Here is a 21,806-nt window from a genome sequence, read left to right as displayed (position 1 = left end):
AAAAAAGATGAGAATAGGAGTGTTTGATTTTGAATATTAAAAAAGTAAGTGAGAAGTTTGATTTACCGACTGCGACGTTACGATATTATGAGGAAGTAGGACTTATTCCCACTGTATCACGGAATACAAGCGGGTATCGGGACTATGATGAAATCGATTTAGAATGGGTTAATTTTGCAAAACATATGCGTCAAACGGGGATTTCAATCAACATTTTAAAAGAATATGCTGACCTAACGCAACAAGGTGAGGCCACTGAAGAGCAACGTAAACAGATTTTGATTAAACAGCAACGATTATTAGGTGAACAAATCGCGGCGATGCAAGATACTTATAATTTTTTAGATAATAAAATTGAAACGTACGAAAATCATGTAAAACAGATGTTAAAAATGACCGATAAATAAAAAGCTTGCCTTCAAGTCGACTTGAAGGTTTATTATAAACCTATATTAGATATAGGAGGAACATTTTATAATGATTAAGCAAATTAACTTACGAAAAAAATTCAATTTAAATGAACAAATAACCCTACAAAATAAACTTGTGATGGCACCTATGACAACATGGGCAAGTAACGATGATCAAACAGTTTCTGAAGCAGAAATTAGTTATTACGAACAACGTGCAAAACAGGTCGGAATGGTTATCACAGGTTCGAGCCATGTACAAGAAAATGGTGTTGGATTTGATCATGAAATTGGTGTTTATGAAGATCGATTTATACCAGGTTTGACGAAGTTAGCCACAGCTATTAAGGCCGGTGGGGCAAAGGCCATCTTACAATTAAATCATGCTGGAAATAAGGCATTACCAGAATTAATTACAAATCATGACGTTGTTAGTGCGAGTCCAGTACCAGCACCAAAAACACCATTTGCTCCAGCACAGACACCTCGAGAATTGGCAGAAGAAGAGCTAATACAAGTTATAAAGGCTTTCGGAACAGCAACTAAACGTGCAATTCAAGCAGGTTTTGATGGTATTGAAATTCACGGTGCCCATGGATTTCTAATTCAAAATTTTCTTTCACCACACTATAATCATCGGACTGATCAGTGGGGCGGATCATTAGAAAATAGATTACGATTTGCTATGGCAGTAGTTGATGAAGTTCAACGAGTGGCTGATGAAAATACGACTAAAGAATTTATTATCGGTTACCGAATTACACTTGAAGAACGTGAAACAGATGGTCTTAAATTAGAAGATACAGAAGCTTTGATAACGAATTTAGTTGCTAAACAGGTGAGTTATTTGCACCTTTCGTTGGGTGATGCGTTAACTGATGGTCCAAAGGGTGGTGAACCCTATATTCAAAGAGTTTCTCAACTAGTTAATCAACGGGTACCAATCGTGGCAGCCGGCTCATTAAATACTTTTGATAGAGCAACGACAGCATTAAAATCGGGATTAGATTTAGTTGCTGTTGGGTCAGCATTAGTTGCAAATCCTAATTTGCTAAATCAAGAAAAATGGCAATTAACGTTATCGATGAGTGATCCTAGTATCCCTAAGTTAATGTTAAAAAAAATCCAAGCGCTGGGTAGCACATTTGGATTTACCTTAGTAGATTAGATAATTTATTAAAAACTGTAATATCTGTTGTTGATGATAGGAAAACCTATTACTGGCAACAGATTTTTTATGTTATAAAATTAAAAGTTCAGATTTGTCATTTTAATATATTTAAACAGACACTGGCTTAATTTTTAATTTCTGTTATTATTTAGGACGTTAAGACAAATAATATAGATTGGAGAATGATAACTTATGGAAATTGCAGGATTTGGCGTTGAAGAGTGGTTAAATGTCTATGAATCTAAAGCTACGTATGATATTGCACAAAGAACGGTTTCATCGATGACAATGAACGAATTATTAAATATTGGTCAAGAAAATGGTCAGGATTTTTATCGTGATTTAGATGCACAAAAGATGAATTATGGTTGGATTGAGGGGTCCCCAGCTTTTAAAGCAGAGGTTAGCAAACTTTATAAAGCGGTTTCGCCGGAACAAGTTTTACAAACTAATGGTGCAACAGGAGCAAATCAACTGGCACTATACGCGTTGATTGAACCTGGTGATCATGTGATTTCTATGTATCCTAGTTATCAGCAACTCTATGATATTCCTAAATCATTAGGAGCTGAAGTCGATTTTTGGAATATTTCTGAAAAAAATCAATGGATGCCTGATTTGGATGAATTACGAGCAATTATTCGACCAGATACTAAAATGATTTGTTTAAATAATGCGAATAACCCAACGGGAACAGTAATTGAAACTAAACTAATGACTGAAATCGTTAAAATTGCAAAAGAAGTCGGCGCATATGTATTAGTTGATGAGGTCTATTTACCTTTAGATGATACAACGGACGTAAGTTCAATTGTTGATTTATATGACAAAGGTATTGCGACGAATAGTTTATCAAAAACCTATTCAACTCCCGGTATTAGAATCGGTTGGACGGTTGCTAGTCCAGCTGTTACAGATATTTTTAGAAAATACCGTGATTATACGATGATTTGTGCAGGTGTATTTAATGACCAAATGGCTGTTCATATTTTAAAAAATAAAGAATTAGTATTGGATAGAAATCGACAAATTGTGAAACGAAATTTAAAAATTTTAAGTGATTGGGTGGAAAATGAGCCAGCAGTTAGCTTAGTAGTGCCAAAATCTGTCTCGACTTCATTTATAAAATTTGAAACAATTGAAGATGATGAACAATTTTGTCAAAAATTATTAAAAGATTATGGGGTTTTATTAGTACCTGGAAGCCGATTTGGTGTGCCAGGACATGCAAGATTAGGTTACTGTGCTAAAGAATCCGTTTTAGTAGAAGGATTAAAACGCTTGTCACAAGCATTACATGAATAAGTTTAGTGCATCAAAGAGAGATAAAAAGTAGATTTACAAGTTACTTTTTATCTCTCTTTTTGTGGAAAGTAAAATTAGATGATAAATCAAAAAGTGTGAGCTGGTTCACACTTTTAATGTAACCGATTTCACACCAGAAACTGTAGACTGTTGATATACTCCAAGCGAAACGACCGGCAGAGGAGGGTGTCATGATAAAAATACAGTAAAAGGATAACGCCGCTATCTATTTGGTATAAAACAATTAAAGGAGGAAATTATAATGGATTCAACGACAACAATGGAAAAGGTACCTAAAAAGAAATTTAAGTTAAAAATGCCCGGCGCTTTTGTTATTTTATTTATATTAACGATTGTTGCAGTTATGGCAACATGGATTATTCCAGCGGGCTCTTACTCTAAATTATCTTATGATCAGGCAAGTACGGAATTAAAAATTACCGATGCGCATGGGAATGTAAAAAAAGTTCCTGCGACACAAAATCAATTGGATAAACTTCATGTCAAAATTGATATTAAACAATTTACATCAGGTGGTATTACGGCAGCAGTATCAATACCTAATACATATCAGCGATTGAAGCAAAATCCGGCAGGACCAGCTGATATCACAAATAGTATGGTTAACGGGACAATTGAAGCCGTAGATATTATGGTCTTTATTTTAGTCCTGGGTGGTTTAATTGGTGTTGTTAAAGTCAGCGGCGCGTTTGAATCAGGTTTAATTGCGCTAACTAAGAAAACCAAAGGTCATGAATTTTTATCAATTTTCTTTGTTTCAATTTTAATGGTTTTAGGCGGAACTCTTTGCGGGATTGAAGAAGAGGCAGTGGCCTTCTATCCAATATTGGTACCAGTATTTATCGCGATGGGCTATGATTCGATAGTCTGCGTGGGGGCAATTTTCTTATCCAGTTCTATTGGGACCACATTCTCTACGATTAATCCGTTCTCAGTTGTTATTGCGTCAAATGCAGCCGGAATTGATTTTACGCAAGGTATGATTTGGCGGATTGTTGGTTTGATTGTCGGGTCTATTTTCTTAATTATTTATTTAGGACGTTATAGTAAAAAGGTTAAGGATGATCCAACAGCTTCAATTACTTATGAAGATAGTAAAGACTTTAATCGATTATGGTCAGTATCTTCAGGTGAAGGTGGTAATAAATCAGTTTTCACTATTCGTAAGAAAATTATTCTATTATTATTTGTTGTGACATTCCCAATCATGGTTTGGGGCGTTATGGCAAAAGGTTGGTGGTTCCCAACGATGGCATCTTCATTCTTGGTATTTGCTATCGCCATTATGTTCTTAACAGGTACAGGTCGAGATGGTCTAGGTGAAAAGGGTGTCATTGATGCTTTTGTCAGTGGTGCATCTAGTTTAGTTGGGGTGTCATTTATTATTGGACTTGCCAGAGGGATAAATATCGTGTTAAATCAAGGATTGATTTCAGATACCATTCTTCAATATGCGTCATCTTTAGTTGTTGGCGTAAGTGGACCAATTTTCATAATTATCATGATGGTTATTTTCTTCTTCCTTGGATTTATCGTACCTTCTTCATCCGGATTAGCCGTTTTAGCAATGCCAATATTTGCGCCATTAGCTGATTCTGCAGATATTCCAAGATTTATTGTCGTTTCTGCTTATCAATTTGGACAGTATGCAATGCTTTTCTTAGCACCAACAGGGTTAGTTATGGCAACACTTCAAATGTTAAATATCAGATATTCGCACTGGGTAAAATTCGTTTGGCCCGTCGTTGTCTTTGTTCTATTATTTGGTGGTGCACTCTTAGTATTACAAGTCTTAATTTATTAAAGTAAGAATTATCATAAAAATAATGTACTTTTAATGTTTCTCATTTAATAATTTTAAAAACACGGTAGTGGAAGCGTTTTATAAATGTAATATACGATATTGAACCGTAAGAATCCTCATAATGAGAAATAGTTCACATTATAGGTGTAAGCGTTTACTAATATAGGCTAATTATTCCTGTTATGCTATGCATGTAATAAATATATGGGAGGTAATCATTATGACAAGTCCAGTACACGTAACATCAGAAATCGGAACTCTTAAAACAGTTTTGTTAAAGAGACCCGGTAAAGAAGTTGAAAACTTAACACCAGATATCATGGGTCGTCTTTTATTTGACGATATTCCATACTTACCTGAAATTCAAAGAGAACATGATTTTTTCGCAAAAACATTGCAAGACAATGGCGTTGAAACAATTTATCTTGAAACATTGGCTGCAGAAGCTTTAGATGCAGGAAATGTAAAAGAAGAATTCTTGGAAAAAATGTTAGATGAATCAGGTTTAGTTTCTAGCACACTCCATGCTGCATTGAAAGAATATTTACTTTCAATGGAAACACAAGATATGGTTGATAAAATTATGGCTGGCGTTAGAACAAATGAAATCGATTACAAGTCAAATGCTTTAGTTGATTTAAGTTCTTCTGAAGACTATCCATTCTTTATGGATCCAATGCCTAACCTTTACTTTACACGTGACCCAGCAGCATCAATGGGTGATGGTTTAACAATTAACCGTATGACATTCGCTGCACGTCGTCGCGAATCATTATTTATGGAATACATTATGGAATACCATCCACGTTTTGCTAATAAAGGCGTAAACGTATGGCGTAGTCGTAACCATCTCGACCGTATGGAAGGTGGAGACGAATTAATTTTAAACGACCACGTTCTTGCAATTGGTATTTCGCAACGTACTTCAGCTCGTTCAATCGAAGAATTAGCACAAGTATTATTTGCAAAACACAGTGGCTTTGATAAGATTCTAGCAATTAAAATCCCTAATAACCGTGCAATGATGCATTTGGATACAGTGTTCACAATGATTGATTACGATAAATTTACAATTCATCCAGGAATCCAAGATAATGGCGGAAACGTTGATACATTTATCTTAGAACCAGGTAAAGATAACCACATTAACATTTCACATCGTACAGACTTACAAAATGTCTTACGTGAAGTCTTAAAAGTACCAGAACTTATCTTAATTCCAGTTGGTAACGGCGATGCAGTAGTTGCACCTCGTGAACAATGGAATGATGGTTCAAATACATTGGCAATCGCTCCTAATACAGTTGTAACTTATAATCGTAACTACGTTTCAAATGAAGTCCTAAGAAGTTATGGAATTAAAGTTATTGAAGTTATTTCAGCCGAATTATCACGAGGTCGTGGTGGTCCACGTTGTATGAGTATGCCTATCGTTCGTGAAGACTTAAAAAAATAAAATTTAAAAAAGGTGGAAATTAATATGTCAAACACAGTCTTTCAAGGTCGCAGTCTTTTAGCAGAAAAAGATTTTACTCCAGAAGAATTAGAATATTTAATCGATTTCTCAATTCATTTAAAAGATTTGAAAAAACGTGGAATCCCTCATAAATATCTTCAAGGTAAGAATATTGCCTTACTTTTTGAAAAAAATTCAACAAGAACACGTGCTGCTTTCACAACAGCATCAGTTGATTTAGGTGCTCATCCTGAATTTCTTGGAAAAAATGATATTCAATTAGGTAAAAAAGAATCAGTTGAAGATACAGCTAAAGTATTAGGTAGTATGTTCGACGGTATTGAATTCCGTGGATTCAGCCAAGATGTTGTTGAAGGATTAGCTAAATTCTCAGGCGTTCCTGTATGGAATGGTTTAACTGATGAATGGCATCCAACACAAATGATTGCTGATTTTATGACTGTTAAAGAAAACTTTGGCAAATTAAAAGGCATCACATTAACATACGTTGGGGATGGCCGTAACAATATGGCTAACAGCCTTTTGGTAACTGGATCAATGTTAGGTGTAAATATTCATATCGTTGCACCTGACTCATTACAACCAACTGAAGAAGTTCAAAAATTTGCTGCTGAATTTGCTAAAAAATCAGGAAGCAAGAACATGATTACTTCAGACGTTGATAAAGGGGTTAAAGGTTCAGATATTCTTTACACAGATGTTTGGGTATCAATGGGTGAAGAAGATAAATTCGAAGAACGTATTAACACATTGAAACCATACCAATTAAACATGGACATGGTTAAAAAGACTGGTAATGAAAATATGATCATCATGCATTGTTTACCAGCATTCCATGGCATTGAAACTGAATATGGTAAAGAAATGTTCGAAAAATATGGTGTTAAAGAAATGGAAATTACTGACGAAGCATTCCGTAGTAAATATGCGCGTCAATTTGAAGAAGCAGAAAACAGAATGCATTCAATCAAAGCAATTATGGCTGCAACTGCAGGAAACTTATTCATTCCACGCGTTTAATAACATTATGATAGTTTGTTTTTAACGGTGAAAGTAACTTAACAGGGAAGTGTCTCTGCAAAAAAATAGGCTGTCATTAGGGGGACTAATCTGGAGCAAGACTTTAGATTAGGTCCCTTTTTATTTTTAATAAAGAAAGTAGGCAGTTAAATTATGGACGAAAAACATACAGTTAAAAAAATTAGTTTAATGGCGCTAGTCGCGTTAGTTATTAGTTCTTCTATTGGTGGTGGGGTCTTCGGACTAACCTCTGATTTAGCCAATGCATCTTCACCCGGTCCTGCTCTAATTGGTTGGGTAATTGTCGGAATTGGTATTTTGATGTTATCTCTTTCATTGAATAACTTATTAAATAAAGAACCAGATTTAGAAGGTATTTTTACTTATGCAGAAAAAGGATTTGGACCATTCGCTGGATTCATCAGTGGTTGGGGTTACTGGTTATCTGCTTGGTTAGGAAACGTTGCATTCGCTACAATCTTGATGAGTGCGGTTGGTTACTTTTTCCCTATCTTTAAATCAGGACAAAATCTACCTTCAATTTTAATTGCAAGTATCCTTTGCTGGGGATTAACATACTTTGTTAATCGCGGTATTGAAGGTGCAGCAGCAATCAATGCGATTGTTACGGTCTGCAAATTAATTCCAATTTTTGTATTTATTGTTGTTGCTATATTCTTATTCAAGATCGATATTTTTACAGCTAACTTCTGGGGCACAATGAGTCATAACTTCGTTGTTGGCGATGTCGCTTCACAAATTAAAAAATGTATGATGGTTATGATGTGGGTCTTTGTAGGTATCGAAGGGGCATCAATGTTGTCTTCTCGTGCAGAAAAGAAATCTGATGCAGGTAAGGCTACAATCATTGGCTTAATTAGTTTATTAGTCGTTTACGTTTTAGCTTCAATGTTACCATACGGTATTTTGACACAAGCACAATTAGCTTCAATTCATCAACCAGCAATGTTATATATTGCTGTTGAAATGGTTGGACCAGTTGGTGGTTACGTTATCGGTATTGGCTTAATTGTTTCAATTTTGGGTGCATGGTTATCATGGACAATGCTTCCAGCAGAAACAATGTTATTAATGGCCAAAAGTAAATTATTACCCGGTTACTTTGGTAAAGTTAATGATAAAAAAGCACCAACTTTTGCTTTAATCGTAACAGGCGGATTAGTACAATTATTCCTTTTCACGCTTTTATTCACAGATAAGGCTTATAATTTTGCTTATTCACTATGTACAGCTTCAATTATTGTTTGTTATATCTTAGTTGCGATGTATCAAGTTAAATACTCAATTCAACATATTGATGAAAAAGGCAATAAAGCACAATTAGTATATGGTTTAATTGCGCTATTATTCCAAGTTGCCGGGATTATTATGGCCGGTATCAGTTATTTATTACTCTGTTTAATCGCTTACATTCCAGGGATTTACTTCTATGGGAAAGCAAGAGTAGCACAAGGTGAAAAATTCTTATCAAAAGGCGAAATAGGTATAACCCTGGTTATAATTATTGGTGCTTGCATTGGTATTTGGTTAATTGCTTCAGGAAAAATGGTTGTTTAATAAATAAAAAAATGAGGAGTCGATTAATATGTCAAGAAAAATTGTTATTGCTTTAGGTGGAAATGCTATTTTATCAAAGGATGCTAGTGCTGAGGCACAACAAAAAGCATTGCGAGAAACAGCTGAATATCTTGTTAAATTTGTTGAAAAAGGGGATAAATTAATTATCTCTCATGGTAATGGTCCACAAGTTGGGAACTTATTACTTCAACAAGCAGCTGCAGTTTCTGAAAAGAACCCAGCCTTACCATTAGATACTTGTGTTGCAATGACACAAGGAAGTATTGGTTATTGGATGCAAAATGCATTGGATAATGCATTGGTTGAAAAAGGAATCAATAAAGAAGTTGCAACTATTGTGACACAAGTTATCGTTGATCAAAATGATGCTGCATTTAGTAACCCAACTAAACCAGTTGGTCCATTCTATTCAGAAACAGCTGCTAAAGCAGAAATGGCTGCACATGAAGAGATGACATTTGTTGAAGATGCTGGTCGTGGATGGCGTCGTGTTGTTCCTTCACCACGTCCAACTGGGATTAAAGAATACAAAACAATCGATCAATTAACAGAAAATGGTGTTATTTCAATTTCTGTTGGTGGCGGTGGTGTTCCTGTTGTTGAAGAAAACGGTAAATTACATGGCGTAGAAGCTGTTATTGATAAAGATTTCGCTTCAGAAAAATTAGCTGAATTGGTAGATGCTGATTTACTTATTATTTTGACGAGTGTTGATAATGTTTATGTTAACTTCAATAAACCTAATCAAGAAAAATTAGAACAGGTAACTGTTTCTGAATTAAAAGAATATATCAAAGAAGATCAATTCGCTAAAGGTAGTATGTTACCTAAGATTGAAGCTGCGATTGAATTCGTTGAAGCAAGTAAAAAGGGTCGCGCAATTGTGACATCTTTAGAAAACATCAGTCAATTATTAGATAATGATGCTGGGACAGTTATCGTAAAAGGTTAATAAAAAGCGATAGTTAAGCTGAACTAGCTAACAAAGTTGTAAGGTAAATTGTGGCCAAGGAATATCCATGTTAAAATGATAAAGGAGAGAGTTTAGGGAGTTAGTAATTAGTGGAGGGGATCAAACAATGCAAAAAATTAAAGCAGTACCCCAATATATGCAGTATTTAAGAAAATTATCAGATTTTGAAGCACTTACTGATGAAGAAGCCAATTTACTAATGAACAACATGAGTATCAAATCGTTCCAAAAAGGTCAGGTTCTTTTTGACGAAAATGATCAACGTACACGTTTTTATTTTTTAATAGAAGGCGTAATACGGGTTGAACGATTTGATATTGATGGCGACTTTGGATTTTATTCATATATCAAAAATGACTTAGGATTTCCGTATCGAGGCTTACTAAGTGATAAAAATTACCCTTATTTAGCGAGAGCCATGACGGATATACAAATCGTCTATTTCCCAATGGCCTTAGTTGAACGGATATTGAAGCAAAATATTCTGATGGCTACTCGATCAATAAGGGAGATGTCAACAATTCTAAGCGCTACAGAGAATCAAGTGCAAAGAATGGTAACGTCTAGTGCTCATGATCGAATTGTACAAGCTATCAATATTTTAGCAGAACAATTAGGTGCTGATTTCACAGAAAAGCATGTCGTTATTCCTTATCGTGTCACGATTAAAGAGCTAGCGTTAGTTAGCGGGACTACTCGTGAAACAGCCGGACATGTGATTAAGTGCTTGGCTAAAAATAAGGAAATCATTTTTGAACGGCAGCAATTAACATTGTTGGAAGGTTGGTTTGCTGATCAGAGTTTTGACCGGCAAGAACGCATCTTTAAATTATAATCTGAATAAAAAAATGATCATATGACTTTGGCATATTATGGCCAGGTCATATGATTATTTTTTTAAAATAAAATTGTAATTAAACCGATTGCTAATACTACTTGAACAAGCATAATACCACCAGCATAAAGTAATAAACGCTTGCCTTGACTAAATAGTGATTTTAAATTTAACCGAAGGCCAATAGCAGCTAAGGCGATTATTTCACACCATGTACTTAGAAAATGTGCAGTTTCACCAATTCGTGAAGGTAAAAAATGTAAACTATTAAGGACACAAAGTGTTAAAAATCCAATAACATACCAAGGAACTAAAGTTGATTTTTTTGTTGTTACTTGTGACGCTTTTTGGGTAGGTTGATTCTTGCTGTGTAAATAGCTAAAAATAGTAATAACAAATACTAAACAAATAATTCTTAATATTTTGAACAATGTAGCAGTTACGATGACATCCTGATTTAGCATAGTTGCACTTGCAACTACTTGCCCAACAGATTGCACAGTTCCACCAATTAAGACACCTCTGAAAACATTGTTACCACCCCAGAGGAGGGTTCCAATAATAGGTAATGTTAACATTAAAATGGTTCCCATTAGATTAACTAACGTAATTGAAATTCCAGTTTCTTCATTATCAGCATCAATAACTGGGGCAATTGCACCAATGGCTGATGAACCACAGACAGCATTTCCACCGGCCATTAATAAGTAAGTACCTTCACCAAAGGCTAATTTTTTACCTAGCCAAATTGCAAAAATAATTGTGATACTCATTTGAAGAAAAGTAAAAAGTAAGCCATTTAAACCAATTTCTTTAATACTTTGAAATGTGATAGTCGCACCTAACAAAAGAACTGAGTATTCTAATAAACGTTTCTCAGAAAATTTAGTTCCGGCCGTTAGTGTGGGTTGATGTAGAACAGTATTACCTAAAATGATTCCAATGAATAAAGCAATAGTTGCACCACCTAACATGGGCAACCAAAGTTTAGCAATAAAATAGCTGGCAAGCCCAATTAGTAAGGCAACGATAAATCCTGGTAGTAAGTTAGTTATTTTTTTCAATATGATCATCCTCTCTAAACAATACTTTAACTATAGCTGATTTCTTTTAATTAATAAAATAAATCTTTATAATAAGTACTATTAATAAAACGAATGGAAGTGGTTAATATTTTTAAAAATTTAGAAATTTTTAAATCAGTTTATGAAACAAGGAACTTTACTACTAGTGCGCAACTACTATTTTTATCACAACCAACGATTTCAGTTCAAATTAAGCAATTGGAAGAAACATTAGGTGTTATGTTATTTGAAAGAAATGGCCGACAACAAATTGTACCTACCGAGAGTGGAACGCTACTTTACCAGCAAACACAGCAATTACTAGATTTATGGCAGCAAGATTTATTTGCCTTAAAACATCAAAAAACTGATCAGAAAATTGCCTGTAAAATAGCTGCCTCACACACCACTGCAGCATACTTACTACCTGACCTGTTACGCAAAAATAAGGAATCTCTAAAACGATTAGAATTAGAAGTTAGCGTTCTTAATTCATCACAAATTATGGAACAATTAAAGCAACATAAGTTAGATTTTGGATTTATTGAAAAACCGTTGACTGAGAAGAATATTAAACGTTACTCGTTGACGACTGATCAATTAGTTTGGGCTGGTAATGAGGATGAGCCGTGGTTACTTAGAGAACATGGATCAGGTGTTTATCATTATTCAATTAACTACTTAAAAGCAAATAATTTAACGTTAGAGCACTTCATGACGATTAAAAGTAATTCATTAATTATTCAATTGCTCAGACAAGGTATAGGGCAATCAATTGTTTCACAGACTGCACTGACTGATTACCCAGAGATACCAGTCAAAGTACTATCAAAACAGTATCAGCGTGAATTCTACCTTGTTGGAAGAAACGAACTACCAAAGCCAATTCAAGAATTTGTAACTTGTTTAATAAATGAATCTTCTAAAGTATAGATTAAGGTTATCAGACTTAAGTATAAAATAATTAGGTTAAATAAATTGCTTACTTTTAGTAAGTGTGATAATTTAAGTTTATTAAATAAATTGGGGGTATCAATCATGAACACTAAATTATTAGGATTACATCATATTACAGCTATTACTTCAAGTTCACCAAAAATGTTTCATTTTATGACAGAAATATTAGGATTACATTTAATTAAAAAAACAGTAAATCAAGATGATGTTAGAACCTATCATCTATACTTTACGGATGATATGGGATCGGCAGGAACCGATATTACCTTTTTTGATTTTCCGGGTTTATTTCAAGGCACAAAAGGAAAAAATGGTATTTCGAGAATTGGATTTAGAGTTCCTAGCGATGATGCCCTAGATTTTTGGGCAGAACGATTTGACGATTATGATATTAAACATGATGAAATTGAAATGAATTTTGGCAGTAAAACAATGAATTTTTATGATTTTGATCATGAGCAATATCAATTAATTTCTGACGAACGTAATCATGGTGTGGAAGCTGGGACACCTTAATTATATAGTCCGGTTCCCAAGATGTTCGCAATTAATGGGTTAGGAACAACAATTATTACAGTGGATTATCCAGAACGTATGGATATTGTGTTAAGACAATTATTGGGATTTGATAAAATTGCCACAGAAAATCAACGTACATTATATGAATTGAACGATGGTGGACATGGCGCACAAATTATTATCGAAGAAGACCAAGATTTACCGAATGAGATTCAAGCATATGGAACAGTTCATCATATTGCTTTCAGGACAGAAGATGAAGAGTCATTAAACTATTGGATTGAACAAATACAAAGAGTTGGTATTCGTGATTCAGGTTTTGTTGACCGATTCTATTTTAAATCAGAGTATTTCCGTCCTGGTGAAGGTGTATTATTTGAAATTGCAACGGATGGTCCTGGATTCTTGCAAGATGAAACATATGAAGAAGCTGGTATTCACCTAGAGTTACCACCATTTTTAGAAGACCAACGTGCAGATATTGAAGCTCACTTAGTTAATTTCAATTCAGACAAGAAGTTATAGATATGGCAGAAGCAATTACATCTTATAAAGCTGGTAGGGTTGGCAATGCGACAATCTTAATGTTGCATGGAACTGGTGGAACGGAATCAGATTTACTATCAATTGCAGATTTTTTGGCTCCAGATAGTCCTAAAATTGGCATTCGTGGACGGTTAATAGAGAATGGTTTAACACGCTATTTTGCACATTTACCGGATGGTGATTTCGATTTAAATAGTTTATCTGTAGAGACAAATTGGTTAATGACTGTAATTAATGAGTTAGCTGTGAAGTACGCTTTTGATCCAGAAAAATTAATTGTCCTAGGTTATTCTAATGGGGCTAACGTTGCCTTCCATTCATTATTAACGGAACAGGCACTATTTAAAACAGCTGTTTTACTACATCCTATGGTGTTATCGGAAAATATTAAAGCGACTGTCGACTTAAGTGATATTAAAATTTGGGGTTCATATGGATTTTTAGATCCAATTGTTTCAAAATCAAATTTTGATGAACTAAAGAAGTTTTGTCGAGAATTTAATATTGAATTTACCAGTTTTGAGGCTGAACAATCACATCAAATTTCAGAATTAGAATTACGGAATGCTAAACAATGGTTAGATAAGACCAATAGATTAAAAATTGAGGAATAATATAAGATGATTTCATTTAATAGTAACGAATTATCGGCTAAAAATCAGTACAAATTAATGTCTGGTACATTAATTCCGAGACCCATAGCATGGGTTACTACTGTAAATGAGACGGGACTAATTAATTTAGCTCCGTTTAGTTTTTTTAGTGTTGTATCGGATACGTTGCCATTAATGTCGATATCAATTAATCGACGTAGAAATGGTGAAATGAAACACACCGCGGCTAATTTAGTTAGTTCGAAACAGGCTGTGGTCCAATTACCAACACGTGAATTAATGGAATTTGTTAATCAGAGCGCTGCTAGTTTTGGACTAGACGAGAGTGAAGTTTCCGAATTGAAATTAACAACGGTTCCTAGTAATAAGGTATTGGTGCCAGGGATTGATGGTGTTAAAGCGAGGTTTGAAGTTATATTGAACCAGTATGTTCCTATTATGGATGATGGTAAGATTATTACGGATTTATTTATTCTTGAAGTGGTTTGTTTTCACATAGAAGATGATGTTTTGGATAAAGAAAAAATGTATATTAATGCTAAAAAATTAGATCCAGTGGCGAGGCTGGCTGGACCAGAATACGCTAACTTAGGAGAGCAATATAAATTAATTCGACCAAAATAGTTAATATCAAATTAGTAATTCTTTGATTAGCCATTGTTGTATGGATTGAATAATTATATAGCCGTTATTGACATATAGTAAGTGTTATTGATGACAGTATTTATTATTAAGGGCTACACTACAAGTATAAATAGTATAGGGGGATACAATTATGGGATATCAAGCAAGTCAAGAAGAACATTCGATTGAAATCACCAATGTTCAATCATTAGAAAAATTAGTGGAAGCACGTATGGAAAAGGGTGCATTTGGGTATATTGCTGGTGGAGCTGAGGATGAATGGACGTTACGCGAAAATACAAGTGCATTTAATCATAAGCAAATTTCACCTCGAGTTTTACAAAATATCGAAAATCCGGATTTATCAACAACATTTATGGGTATTGATTTACAAATGCCAATGATAGCAGCTCCAGTTGCGGCACAGGGGCTAGCCCATGAACAAGGTGAAATTGATACTGCTAAGGGGATGGCCGCAGTTGGTTCAATTATGTCGCTTAGTACGTATTCAAATAAAACGATTTCAGAAACATATAATGGAGGAACTGGTGGACCTCAATTTTTCCAATTGTATATGAGTAAAGATGATAAATTTAATCATTTTTTATTAGATCAAGCCAAAGAAGTGGGGATGAAGGCTATCATATTAACAGCTGATTCAACACTAGGTGGTAATCGTGAAGCTGATAGTATTAATAAATTTATCTTCCCTCAACCAATGGCTAATTTAGCTGAATATGGTGAAGGTGAAGGACAAGGAATCGCAGCTATTTATGCTAATGCTAAACAAACATTGAGTTTAGCAGATATTAAGAGTATTTCTGATTATACTGACTTACCCGTTTTCGTTAAAGGTATTCAATCACCATTGGATGTTGATGCTATTATTGAAGCTGGAGCTAAAGGTATTTGGGTTTCAAATCATGGCGGTCGGCAACTAGATGGCGGACCTGCATCGTTTGATGTTCTTGAGTTAATTGCTAAGAAGGTCAATAAACGAGTGCCAATTGTCTTTGATAGTGGCGTTCGTCGTGGTTCACATATATTTAAAGCGCTTGCTAGTGGGGCGGATGTCGTTGCCATTGGCCGTCCAATGGTTTATGGGCTTCATTTGGGTGGTGCGAAAGGCGTTCAATCAGTCTTTGAACATTTAGCTAAGGAATTAACAATTGATATGCAATTAGCTGGAACAAAAACGGTTGATGATATAAAAAAAACGGAACTTATTTAAAGAAAACAATAAGGGGATACAATTATGCTAGTTATTAATTACATTCATGGAGAAGAATTACAAGCAACTTACAAAACAGCTGCTGCTTTTGTTGCGATGATGGAATTAGAAGTACCCGAATTTGAAGATTATTATGAAATTACTAAAGTGACAGAAGCTGGTAAAGAAATCGAATTATCGGATAAAACAATGGGCGGTTTATTTAACTTATTATTAGCACGAGGATAATTTTTATTGATGAAAACGGTTCATTGTTAACTATTGTTAAATAGTAACAATGATGTTAGGCATTTAAATAGTATTTAAGATACTAAAGTATGACCCAATTATATTTCTATTGGGTCATACTTTTTAATTTATAAGAAATACGTTTGTTATTGAACTAGCAAACATAATAAGTCGTTAGTTAATAAGTTCTTTCATATTATTAACTGTTTGGTGCTTCAATTTGTGAGAGAAAAAAATACAGTACTAGAAATATAAAAATAATATCTGTTACTGTATTTAAATCCGATTTAAAAGATTTATAGCATAGAGTATTTTTGTTTCACGTGAAACATTGGATCAATTAAAAAATTGATAAATCAACATACTTATTTTGTAAAACCTTAAAATCGTAGGTTGCTAAATTTTGGATATCTTCTAAACCATCAAACATTGCTGTATAACTTCCAGCAAGCATTAGATTTAAGGGAATACCTTTATTTTGGCGAACTAAAATAACAGGTTTGCGATTGGCATGAGCATAACCACATTCCCAAACAGTACCTGAGTCAGCTTCATCATTGTTTTCTTCCAATTGATAATCAAGAACTGCAACAACGATATCTGCTTGATCAATTTGGCGAATATCATTTTGGAAGGTAGCTGTTTGCCATTCAAATGTGCCGAAGTCCGCATCTGGATATTGAACGTTTCCTGGAAGATGAATTGCATCTGCGTTAATTGTTGGATTTTTACTTAGGAGATCGGCTACCAAATCTAATCGTTCTTTTTGTTCTGGAGTGAAAAAGGGTCCTGCAAGATAAACGCGTTTTTTTGTCATTGTAAACTCCTTTTATATTAATAATGTAAGTATACTAATAATTAAAAAATAAATCAATTAATAATTCGGCTATTAATCTTTTAATGATAAATAAACATAATATTCCATAAACATGATAACAAAAAACGAACTATACATTTGTATTTATTATAGTTATTCGCTTATAATGACGTTACATTTTAGAGAAATAACAGAAATAAAGGTTGGTTATGTCATTTTCAGTAAAATAAAGGTAATTATTCAATAAAAAAGTAAACGCTTTCTTGAATATCTAATTAAAATGGACTAGTATTAATAAGAATGGACAAATACAGTAAGCGGAGGAGATAAATATGCAAGTTAAAACAAAGGATTTTGGAAATGACTATGATTTAATAACGATTATAAATGATAATGGGTTTGAATTATCACTCACAGATTTAGGGGCTAGAATTGTTAGCCTCAAGGTACCCACAAGTACTGGAAAACGAGAAATTGTTCTTGGATTTGATTCAGCAAATGAATACTTAGAAAAAGATAGTTTTATTGGCGCTTCAATTGGTCGTGTTGCTGGACGTATTAAAGATGGTAAATTCAACATTAATGATCAAAGCTACCAAGTGCAAATTAACGAAGGTACAAATACATTGCATGGTGGTACGCCAGGATTTGATACTAAAAAGTGGACGTATAAAATAAGTGAAAACGAAAATGAAATAGCTGTTATTTTTCATTTAGATAGCCCAGAAGGCGAACATGGTTTCCCTGGAAACATGGCAATTGATGTAAAATATCTATTAAATAATGATAACATTTGGCATCTTGAAACGACTGCTAAAACGGATAAAGATACACTATATAATCCAACAAATCATGTTTACTTTAATGTTATGGGTGACGTCACAGAAACAATAGATGACAATTTATTACAAGTAGATAGCGATAAGTTTGCACCATTAGAACCCGATTCAATTCCAACAGGTAAAAAGATGTCTGTTGATGGAACGCCTTACGATTTCCGTCAAGCTAAGACATTACATGACGTTTTCACAAGTGATTTTGCTCAAAAAAATCAAGTTAATGGTATCGATCATCCCTTTTTCTTGAATAATCCTGCAGTTGGTAAAGAATCAGCAAAATTAGTTAGTCCAGATAAAGAAGTTTCTGTCTCAGTTTCAACTGATGCAACAAGTTTAGTTATCTTCACGGCTAACTTTGGTGAAGTAACGCCAATTATGCATGGTAAAAAATTAGCTAATCATGCAGCAATTACATTTGAAACACAATCAGCACCTGGATCTGAACAATTCCCTGAATTTGGTGATATTGTTTTACGTGTAGGCGATACGTACAAAACAGTTACAGAATTTAAATTAAATTAATTAGTAATCAACTGAGACAGTCATGGTAAAAATAGTGACTGTCTTTTTGTCGTTAACTTACGAGTGTAAGTCATACCATTTTAGTCGAGAAAGATGTAGACTTTAGTCAGGATAAAACGAAGGAGTGTATAAATGATGACAGAAATAAAAAGAGTATTAGTTGTTGGATCGAATGGTCGAATTGGCCAAAAAGTAACAAGTAAATTAGCTGATAAAGGTTACCAAGTCTTGGCGGGTTCAAGACATACAGATAATTTAGATAAAGGTAATATTACTTATGTCTATGTTGATTTGTTAGAAGGTATAGATAAATTAGTCAAGAATATGCAGGCTGTTGATGCCATATTATTTGTTGCTGGTTCTGGCGGCAAAGACTTAATGAAGATTGATCTAGATGGGGCAGTTAAAACGATGGAAGCAGCTGAAATAGCTCATGTTAAGCGTTTTGTAATGTTGAGTTCCGTTTACTCTTTGGATAGAGAAAAAATTGAAGTTTCATCATTAAGAGATTATATGACTGCTAAGTTTTATGCTGATAATTGGCTAATGAAGAATACGCAATTAGAATATACAATTCTTCAGCCAGGCACCTTAGTAGATGAGCCAGGTACTGGTAAAGTAACATTAAATGATGGTCAAGCGGGCTCTAACTCACTTGAAAACGTGGCAGACGTCTTAGTTTCAGTTATCGCACATGATAATACAATCGGAAAAGTAATTACGATGCATGATGGGGATACAGATATCAAAGATGTCCTGTAAATAATTAGAAATTTCGACACAAAAAAAGAGGTTTACTCAGTTAGTTACTTAACGGAGTAAACCTTTTTTATTTAGAATTATTTAGTTGACTCATTTACGATACCGCTATCTTTAGTTGGTGAAATAGCCCAGAGTGAATCGTAATTATATTTCCCTGTCGTATCAAAAATTGAAGTTGTAAAATCTAAAGTTAGTTTTGCATAATAATAAGATTTGTTAATTACAGAACTTGTTGTACCATCACTAAGACTTGATGAGGGTAAATCGAAAATCGTCTTATTAGAAGAGCTGAAATCAATTTCATTAGAAGTTGTTGGCTTTTCTTAAAAAGTAAGCGTACCGCCATTTGAGCTTGTTTGAACTAGGATAATCGAATCTTTTTAATAAGCGGACTTAAAGTATAATTGATAGTAACACTTAAATTCTAGTTAACTTAAAAAAAGGTTATTAATGACTAAAGGCTCTACCTTTAATGGTTATAAAGTGGGGGTAGGTAGGAATCATTCTATTTAAAAATTGATTGTACACTTTCAGTAAATGGTTTGAAAAAATTAAACCTAAAAAAATACTTGTAAATAACATGTAAACGCTATATTAATTGGCGTATATGGACTTAATCATAGAGTTTCTTCTGATAATATTACAGTTGAATCTTATGTAAATTATATGGTACTATTAGGTAAAGGTCAACGTCCCCTTTTCAAGCATTGGCTTAATCAATAAATGGGAGGAATTTATATTATGAAAAAGAATTTATTTTTAATTGCAGCATTAGTACTTGGTTCAACAGCAGTTGTTGGCTCAAGTGTTTCAGCGGATTCAACAGATGGTAAAGGTACAGCTAGTTTAAACATTGAAGCAGGTACTTTTACTCAAACGGGTGCACCATCGTTCAGTTTCACAACAAAACTAAATGAAGCATTAGTTACGACTGGTACAGATATTACATCAACTGGCGCAAAAGATGCTTCTCAAGCTTTAGATGTAGCCGATTACGTAGGTACAGATAGTGGTTGGAATGTTACTGCACAATTAGGTGTGATGGCTGATGCTGAAGTTAAGGTTAGCTCATTAGATCTTGCATCTGCTACAGTTAAAACAGACTCAGATGCTACAGCATCTGCTGCTACTTTAACACCAGCTGGTGCTGCAGCTCCTGTCGCGACAGCTACAACAGGCGCTGGTGCTACAACATTGTCATATGCTGACAATAGTGCAACATTAAAACTTGGTAAAAATACTAAAATTGCAACAACTTCAGCTGATTTAACATGGACTGCAACTCAAGGAAATGCTAGTGCAGCAGCTTTTAACTAAGCTAATTAAAACGTAACAGAAAAAAGACCGCCTAAGGCAGTCTTTTTTTTTAAGGAGAATCGAAATAATGAAATTAAGAAAAATAGTTTTAAGCTTTTTAGCTATCGCGATAGTCACACTTATTACTGTATCGACCAATGTCTATGCAAAGTCTAATAGTGCCGGGTTTACGGTAGCCAAAGTAACGCCTGCTAATCAATATCGAGAGGCAGCACAATTTGATATTAAAATGAACCCTAACTCAACACAGACATTGGCATTGAAAATTAAGAACTTAGAAAACGATACTAAAACGATTGTTGTGAGCCCTAATAGTTCATATACAAATACGAATGGACTAATTGTCTATGATAAGACAAATGTAAAAAAGCCAGCGACTGCTAAGTATCAATTTTCAGAACTTGTCTCAAAAAAACAAGATGTTGTGGTTGGACCTAAAAAAACAGCAACAGTTACGTTTACAGTGAAAACACCCGCTACGTCATTTTCCGGTATTATTTTAGGTGGCTTTAACGTACAAGAAAAAGTTATTAAGGAAAAGAATAAAGGAAAAGGTATTTCAATTACTAATCGATTTGCGTACGTTGTTCAAGCAGTCATTAGAGAATCTGAAACGGTCGATAATCCTAATCCCAAAATGACAATTGGCGATTCTAAAGTGGTATTGAACGCATTTAATAAAGTTTCACTACAAACAAATATGCAAAATGATGTACCCATTGTGATTGGACCAACAACAATTAAAGCAACTATTACAGAAGATAGTAGTAGTACTGTTTTATATGACAAAACAATTAAGGACGTTGATTTTGCACCCAACGCTAAATTTAGCTATGCATTAGACTTAACTAAAGCCAAGTTAATCGCTGGTAAATATGATGTCCATTATACCGTTACCGGAAATAATAAATCTTGGAAAGCAACGAATTCATTTACAATTACTAAAGCCAATATTAAACAGATTAAATCAGATAATAAGGCAGCAGAGCCTCATATATCTTGGTTATTGTGGTTAATTATTGGTATTATTGCTTTATTAATTTTATTAGTTTTATTCTTACTTTTTATTATTTTAAAAAGAAGAAAAAAAGATAAGGAAGAATCACTAGAAAATAAGTAATCAAAATGAATGGTAATCAAAAAGACGTCTA

The 21,806-nt window shown here is 34.1% G+C and carries 20 protein-coding genes and 1 pseudogene; 19 read left to right on the top strand and 2 right to left on the bottom strand.

The window, feature by feature from the left end; all coding sequences use genetic code 11:
• Positions 1-29: 29 nt before the first annotated feature.
• From AC1RPN_RS00175 to AC1RPN_RS00135, 9 genes are all read left to right on the top strand, one after another.
• Positions 30-407 (top strand): MerR family transcriptional regulator, encoded by a 378-nt coding sequence (locus AC1RPN_RS00175; protein ID WP_481761107.1) that lies wholly within the window; start codon positions 30-32, stop codon positions 405-407.
• Between the two features lie 70 nt (positions 408-477).
• Positions 478-1,578, top strand: coding sequence for an NADH-dependent flavin oxidoreductase (locus AC1RPN_RS00170; protein ID WP_481761108.1), 1,101 nt, complete (start codon positions 478-480; stop codon positions 1,576-1,578).
• A gap of 195 nt (positions 1,579-1,773) precedes the next feature.
• Positions 1,774-2,886, top strand: coding sequence for an aminotransferase (locus AC1RPN_RS00165; RefSeq protein ID WP_481761109.1), 1,113 nt, complete (start codon positions 1,774-1,776; stop codon positions 2,884-2,886).
• Between the two features lie 262 nt (positions 2,887-3,148).
• Positions 3,149-4,711 carry a YfcC family protein gene (locus AC1RPN_RS00160; protein WP_481761110.1) on the top strand — a complete coding sequence of 521 codons (1,563 nt, stop codon included), beginning with the start codon at positions 3,149-3,151 and terminating at the stop codon, positions 4,709-4,711.
• Positions 4,712-4,931: 220 nt separating this feature from the next.
• Positions 4,932-6,167, top strand: a complete 1,236-nt coding sequence (gene arcA / locus AC1RPN_RS00155; protein WP_409021880.1) for an arginine deiminase — start codon at positions 4,932-4,934, stop codon at positions 6,165-6,167.
• 24 nt (positions 6,168-6,191) lie between these two features.
• Positions 6,192-7,208, top strand: coding sequence for an ornithine carbamoyltransferase (gene argF / locus AC1RPN_RS00150; protein ID WP_481761111.1), 1,017 nt, complete (start codon positions 6,192-6,194; stop codon positions 7,206-7,208).
• A gap of 153 nt (positions 7,209-7,361) precedes the next feature.
• A complete protein-coding gene (gene arcD, locus AC1RPN_RS00145; RefSeq protein ID WP_481761112.1) occupies positions 7,362-8,786 on the top strand; it encodes an arginine-ornithine antiporter in 1,425 nt (474 codons plus the stop codon).
• Between the two features lie 28 nt (positions 8,787-8,814).
• The gene (arcC, locus tag AC1RPN_RS00140; RefSeq protein ID WP_409021884.1) at positions 8,815-9,759 is read left to right on the top strand and encodes a carbamate kinase; all 945 of its coding nucleotides are present in this window, start codon (positions 8,815-8,817) and stop codon (positions 9,757-9,759) included.
• A gap of 127 nt (positions 9,760-9,886) precedes the next feature.
• Positions 9,887-10,615, top strand: coding sequence for a Crp/Fnr family transcriptional regulator (locus tag AC1RPN_RS00135; RefSeq protein WP_481761113.1), 729 nt, complete (start codon positions 9,887-9,889; stop codon positions 10,613-10,615).
• A 62-nt stretch (positions 10,616-10,677) separates the two neighbouring features.
• Here AC1RPN_RS00135 and AC1RPN_RS00130 read toward each other — a convergent pair whose 3' ends face one another.
• A complete protein-coding gene (locus AC1RPN_RS00130; protein ID WP_481761114.1) occupies positions 10,678-11,688 on the bottom strand; it encodes a YeiH family protein in 1,011 nt (336 codons plus the stop codon).
• A 90-nt stretch (positions 11,689-11,778) separates the two neighbouring features.
• On the opposite strand from AC1RPN_RS00130, the gene AC1RPN_RS00125 reads away from it, so the two are divergent.
• The 6 genes and pseudogenes from AC1RPN_RS00125 (at position 11,779) to AC1RPN_RS00100 (ending at position 16,398) form a co-directional block, all read left to right on the top strand.
• On the top strand, positions 11,779-12,612 hold the full coding sequence (locus tag AC1RPN_RS00125; protein ID WP_481762947.1) for a LysR substrate-binding domain-containing protein: 834 nt from the start codon (positions 11,779-11,781) through the stop codon (positions 12,610-12,612).
• 105 nt (positions 12,613-12,717) lie between these two features.
• Positions 12,718-13,680, top strand: a pseudogene (locus AC1RPN_RS00120) (ring-cleaving dioxygenase).
• Positions 13,681-13,682: 2 nt separating this feature from the next.
• On the top strand, positions 13,683-14,315 hold the full coding sequence (locus AC1RPN_RS00115; protein ID WP_481761116.1) for an alpha/beta hydrolase: 633 nt from the start codon (positions 13,683-13,685) through the stop codon (positions 14,313-14,315).
• A 6-nt stretch (positions 14,316-14,321) separates the two neighbouring features.
• The gene (locus tag AC1RPN_RS00110) at positions 14,322-14,939 is read left to right on the top strand and encodes a flavin reductase family protein (protein ID WP_481761117.1); all 618 of its coding nucleotides are present in this window, start codon (positions 14,322-14,324) and stop codon (positions 14,937-14,939) included.
• 151 nt (positions 14,940-15,090) lie between these two features.
• Positions 15,091-16,170, top strand: coding sequence for a lactate oxidase (locus tag AC1RPN_RS00105; protein WP_481761118.1), 1,080 nt, complete (start codon positions 15,091-15,093; stop codon positions 16,168-16,170).
• A 24-nt stretch (positions 16,171-16,194) separates the two neighbouring features.
• A complete protein-coding gene (locus tag AC1RPN_RS00100; protein ID WP_481761119.1) occupies positions 16,195-16,398 on the top strand; it encodes a hypothetical protein in 204 nt (67 codons plus the stop codon).
• A gap of 340 nt (positions 16,399-16,738) precedes the next feature.
• Here AC1RPN_RS00100 and AC1RPN_RS00095 read toward each other — a convergent pair whose 3' ends face one another.
• Entirely contained in the window at positions 16,739-17,215 is a 477-nt protein-coding gene (locus tag AC1RPN_RS00095) for a nucleoside 2-deoxyribosyltransferase (protein ID WP_481761120.1), read from the bottom strand.
• Positions 17,216-17,547: 332 nt separating this feature from the next.
• On the opposite strand from AC1RPN_RS00095, the gene AC1RPN_RS00090 reads away from it, so the two are divergent.
• From AC1RPN_RS00090 to AC1RPN_RS00075, 4 genes are all read left to right on the top strand, one after another.
• Positions 17,548-18,576, top strand: a complete 1,029-nt coding sequence (locus AC1RPN_RS00090; RefSeq protein WP_481761121.1) for a galactose-1-epimerase — start codon at positions 17,548-17,550, stop codon at positions 18,574-18,576.
• Between the two features lie 132 nt (positions 18,577-18,708).
• A complete protein-coding gene (locus tag AC1RPN_RS00085) occupies positions 18,709-19,338 on the top strand; it encodes an SDR family oxidoreductase (RefSeq protein ID WP_481761122.1) in 630 nt (209 codons plus the stop codon).
• 741 nt (positions 19,339-20,079) lie between these two features.
• Positions 20,080-20,655 carry a WxL domain-containing protein gene (locus AC1RPN_RS00080; RefSeq protein ID WP_481761123.1) on the top strand — a complete coding sequence of 192 codons (576 nt, stop codon included), beginning with the start codon at positions 20,080-20,082 and terminating at the stop codon, positions 20,653-20,655.
• Positions 20,656-20,722: 67 nt separating this feature from the next.
• On the top strand, positions 20,723-21,775 hold the full coding sequence (locus AC1RPN_RS00075) for a WxLIP family cell surface protein (RefSeq protein WP_481761124.1): 1,053 nt from the start codon (positions 20,723-20,725) through the stop codon (positions 21,773-21,775).
• The last annotated feature ends 31 nt before the right edge of the window (positions 21,776-21,806 follow it).

This window comes from Dellaglioa sp. CoH-57-MRSF-20 (assembly GCF_056781955.1).
Note: the sequence above shows the minus strand (reverse complement) of the source record. Positions and strands in the feature narration are given on the sequence as shown.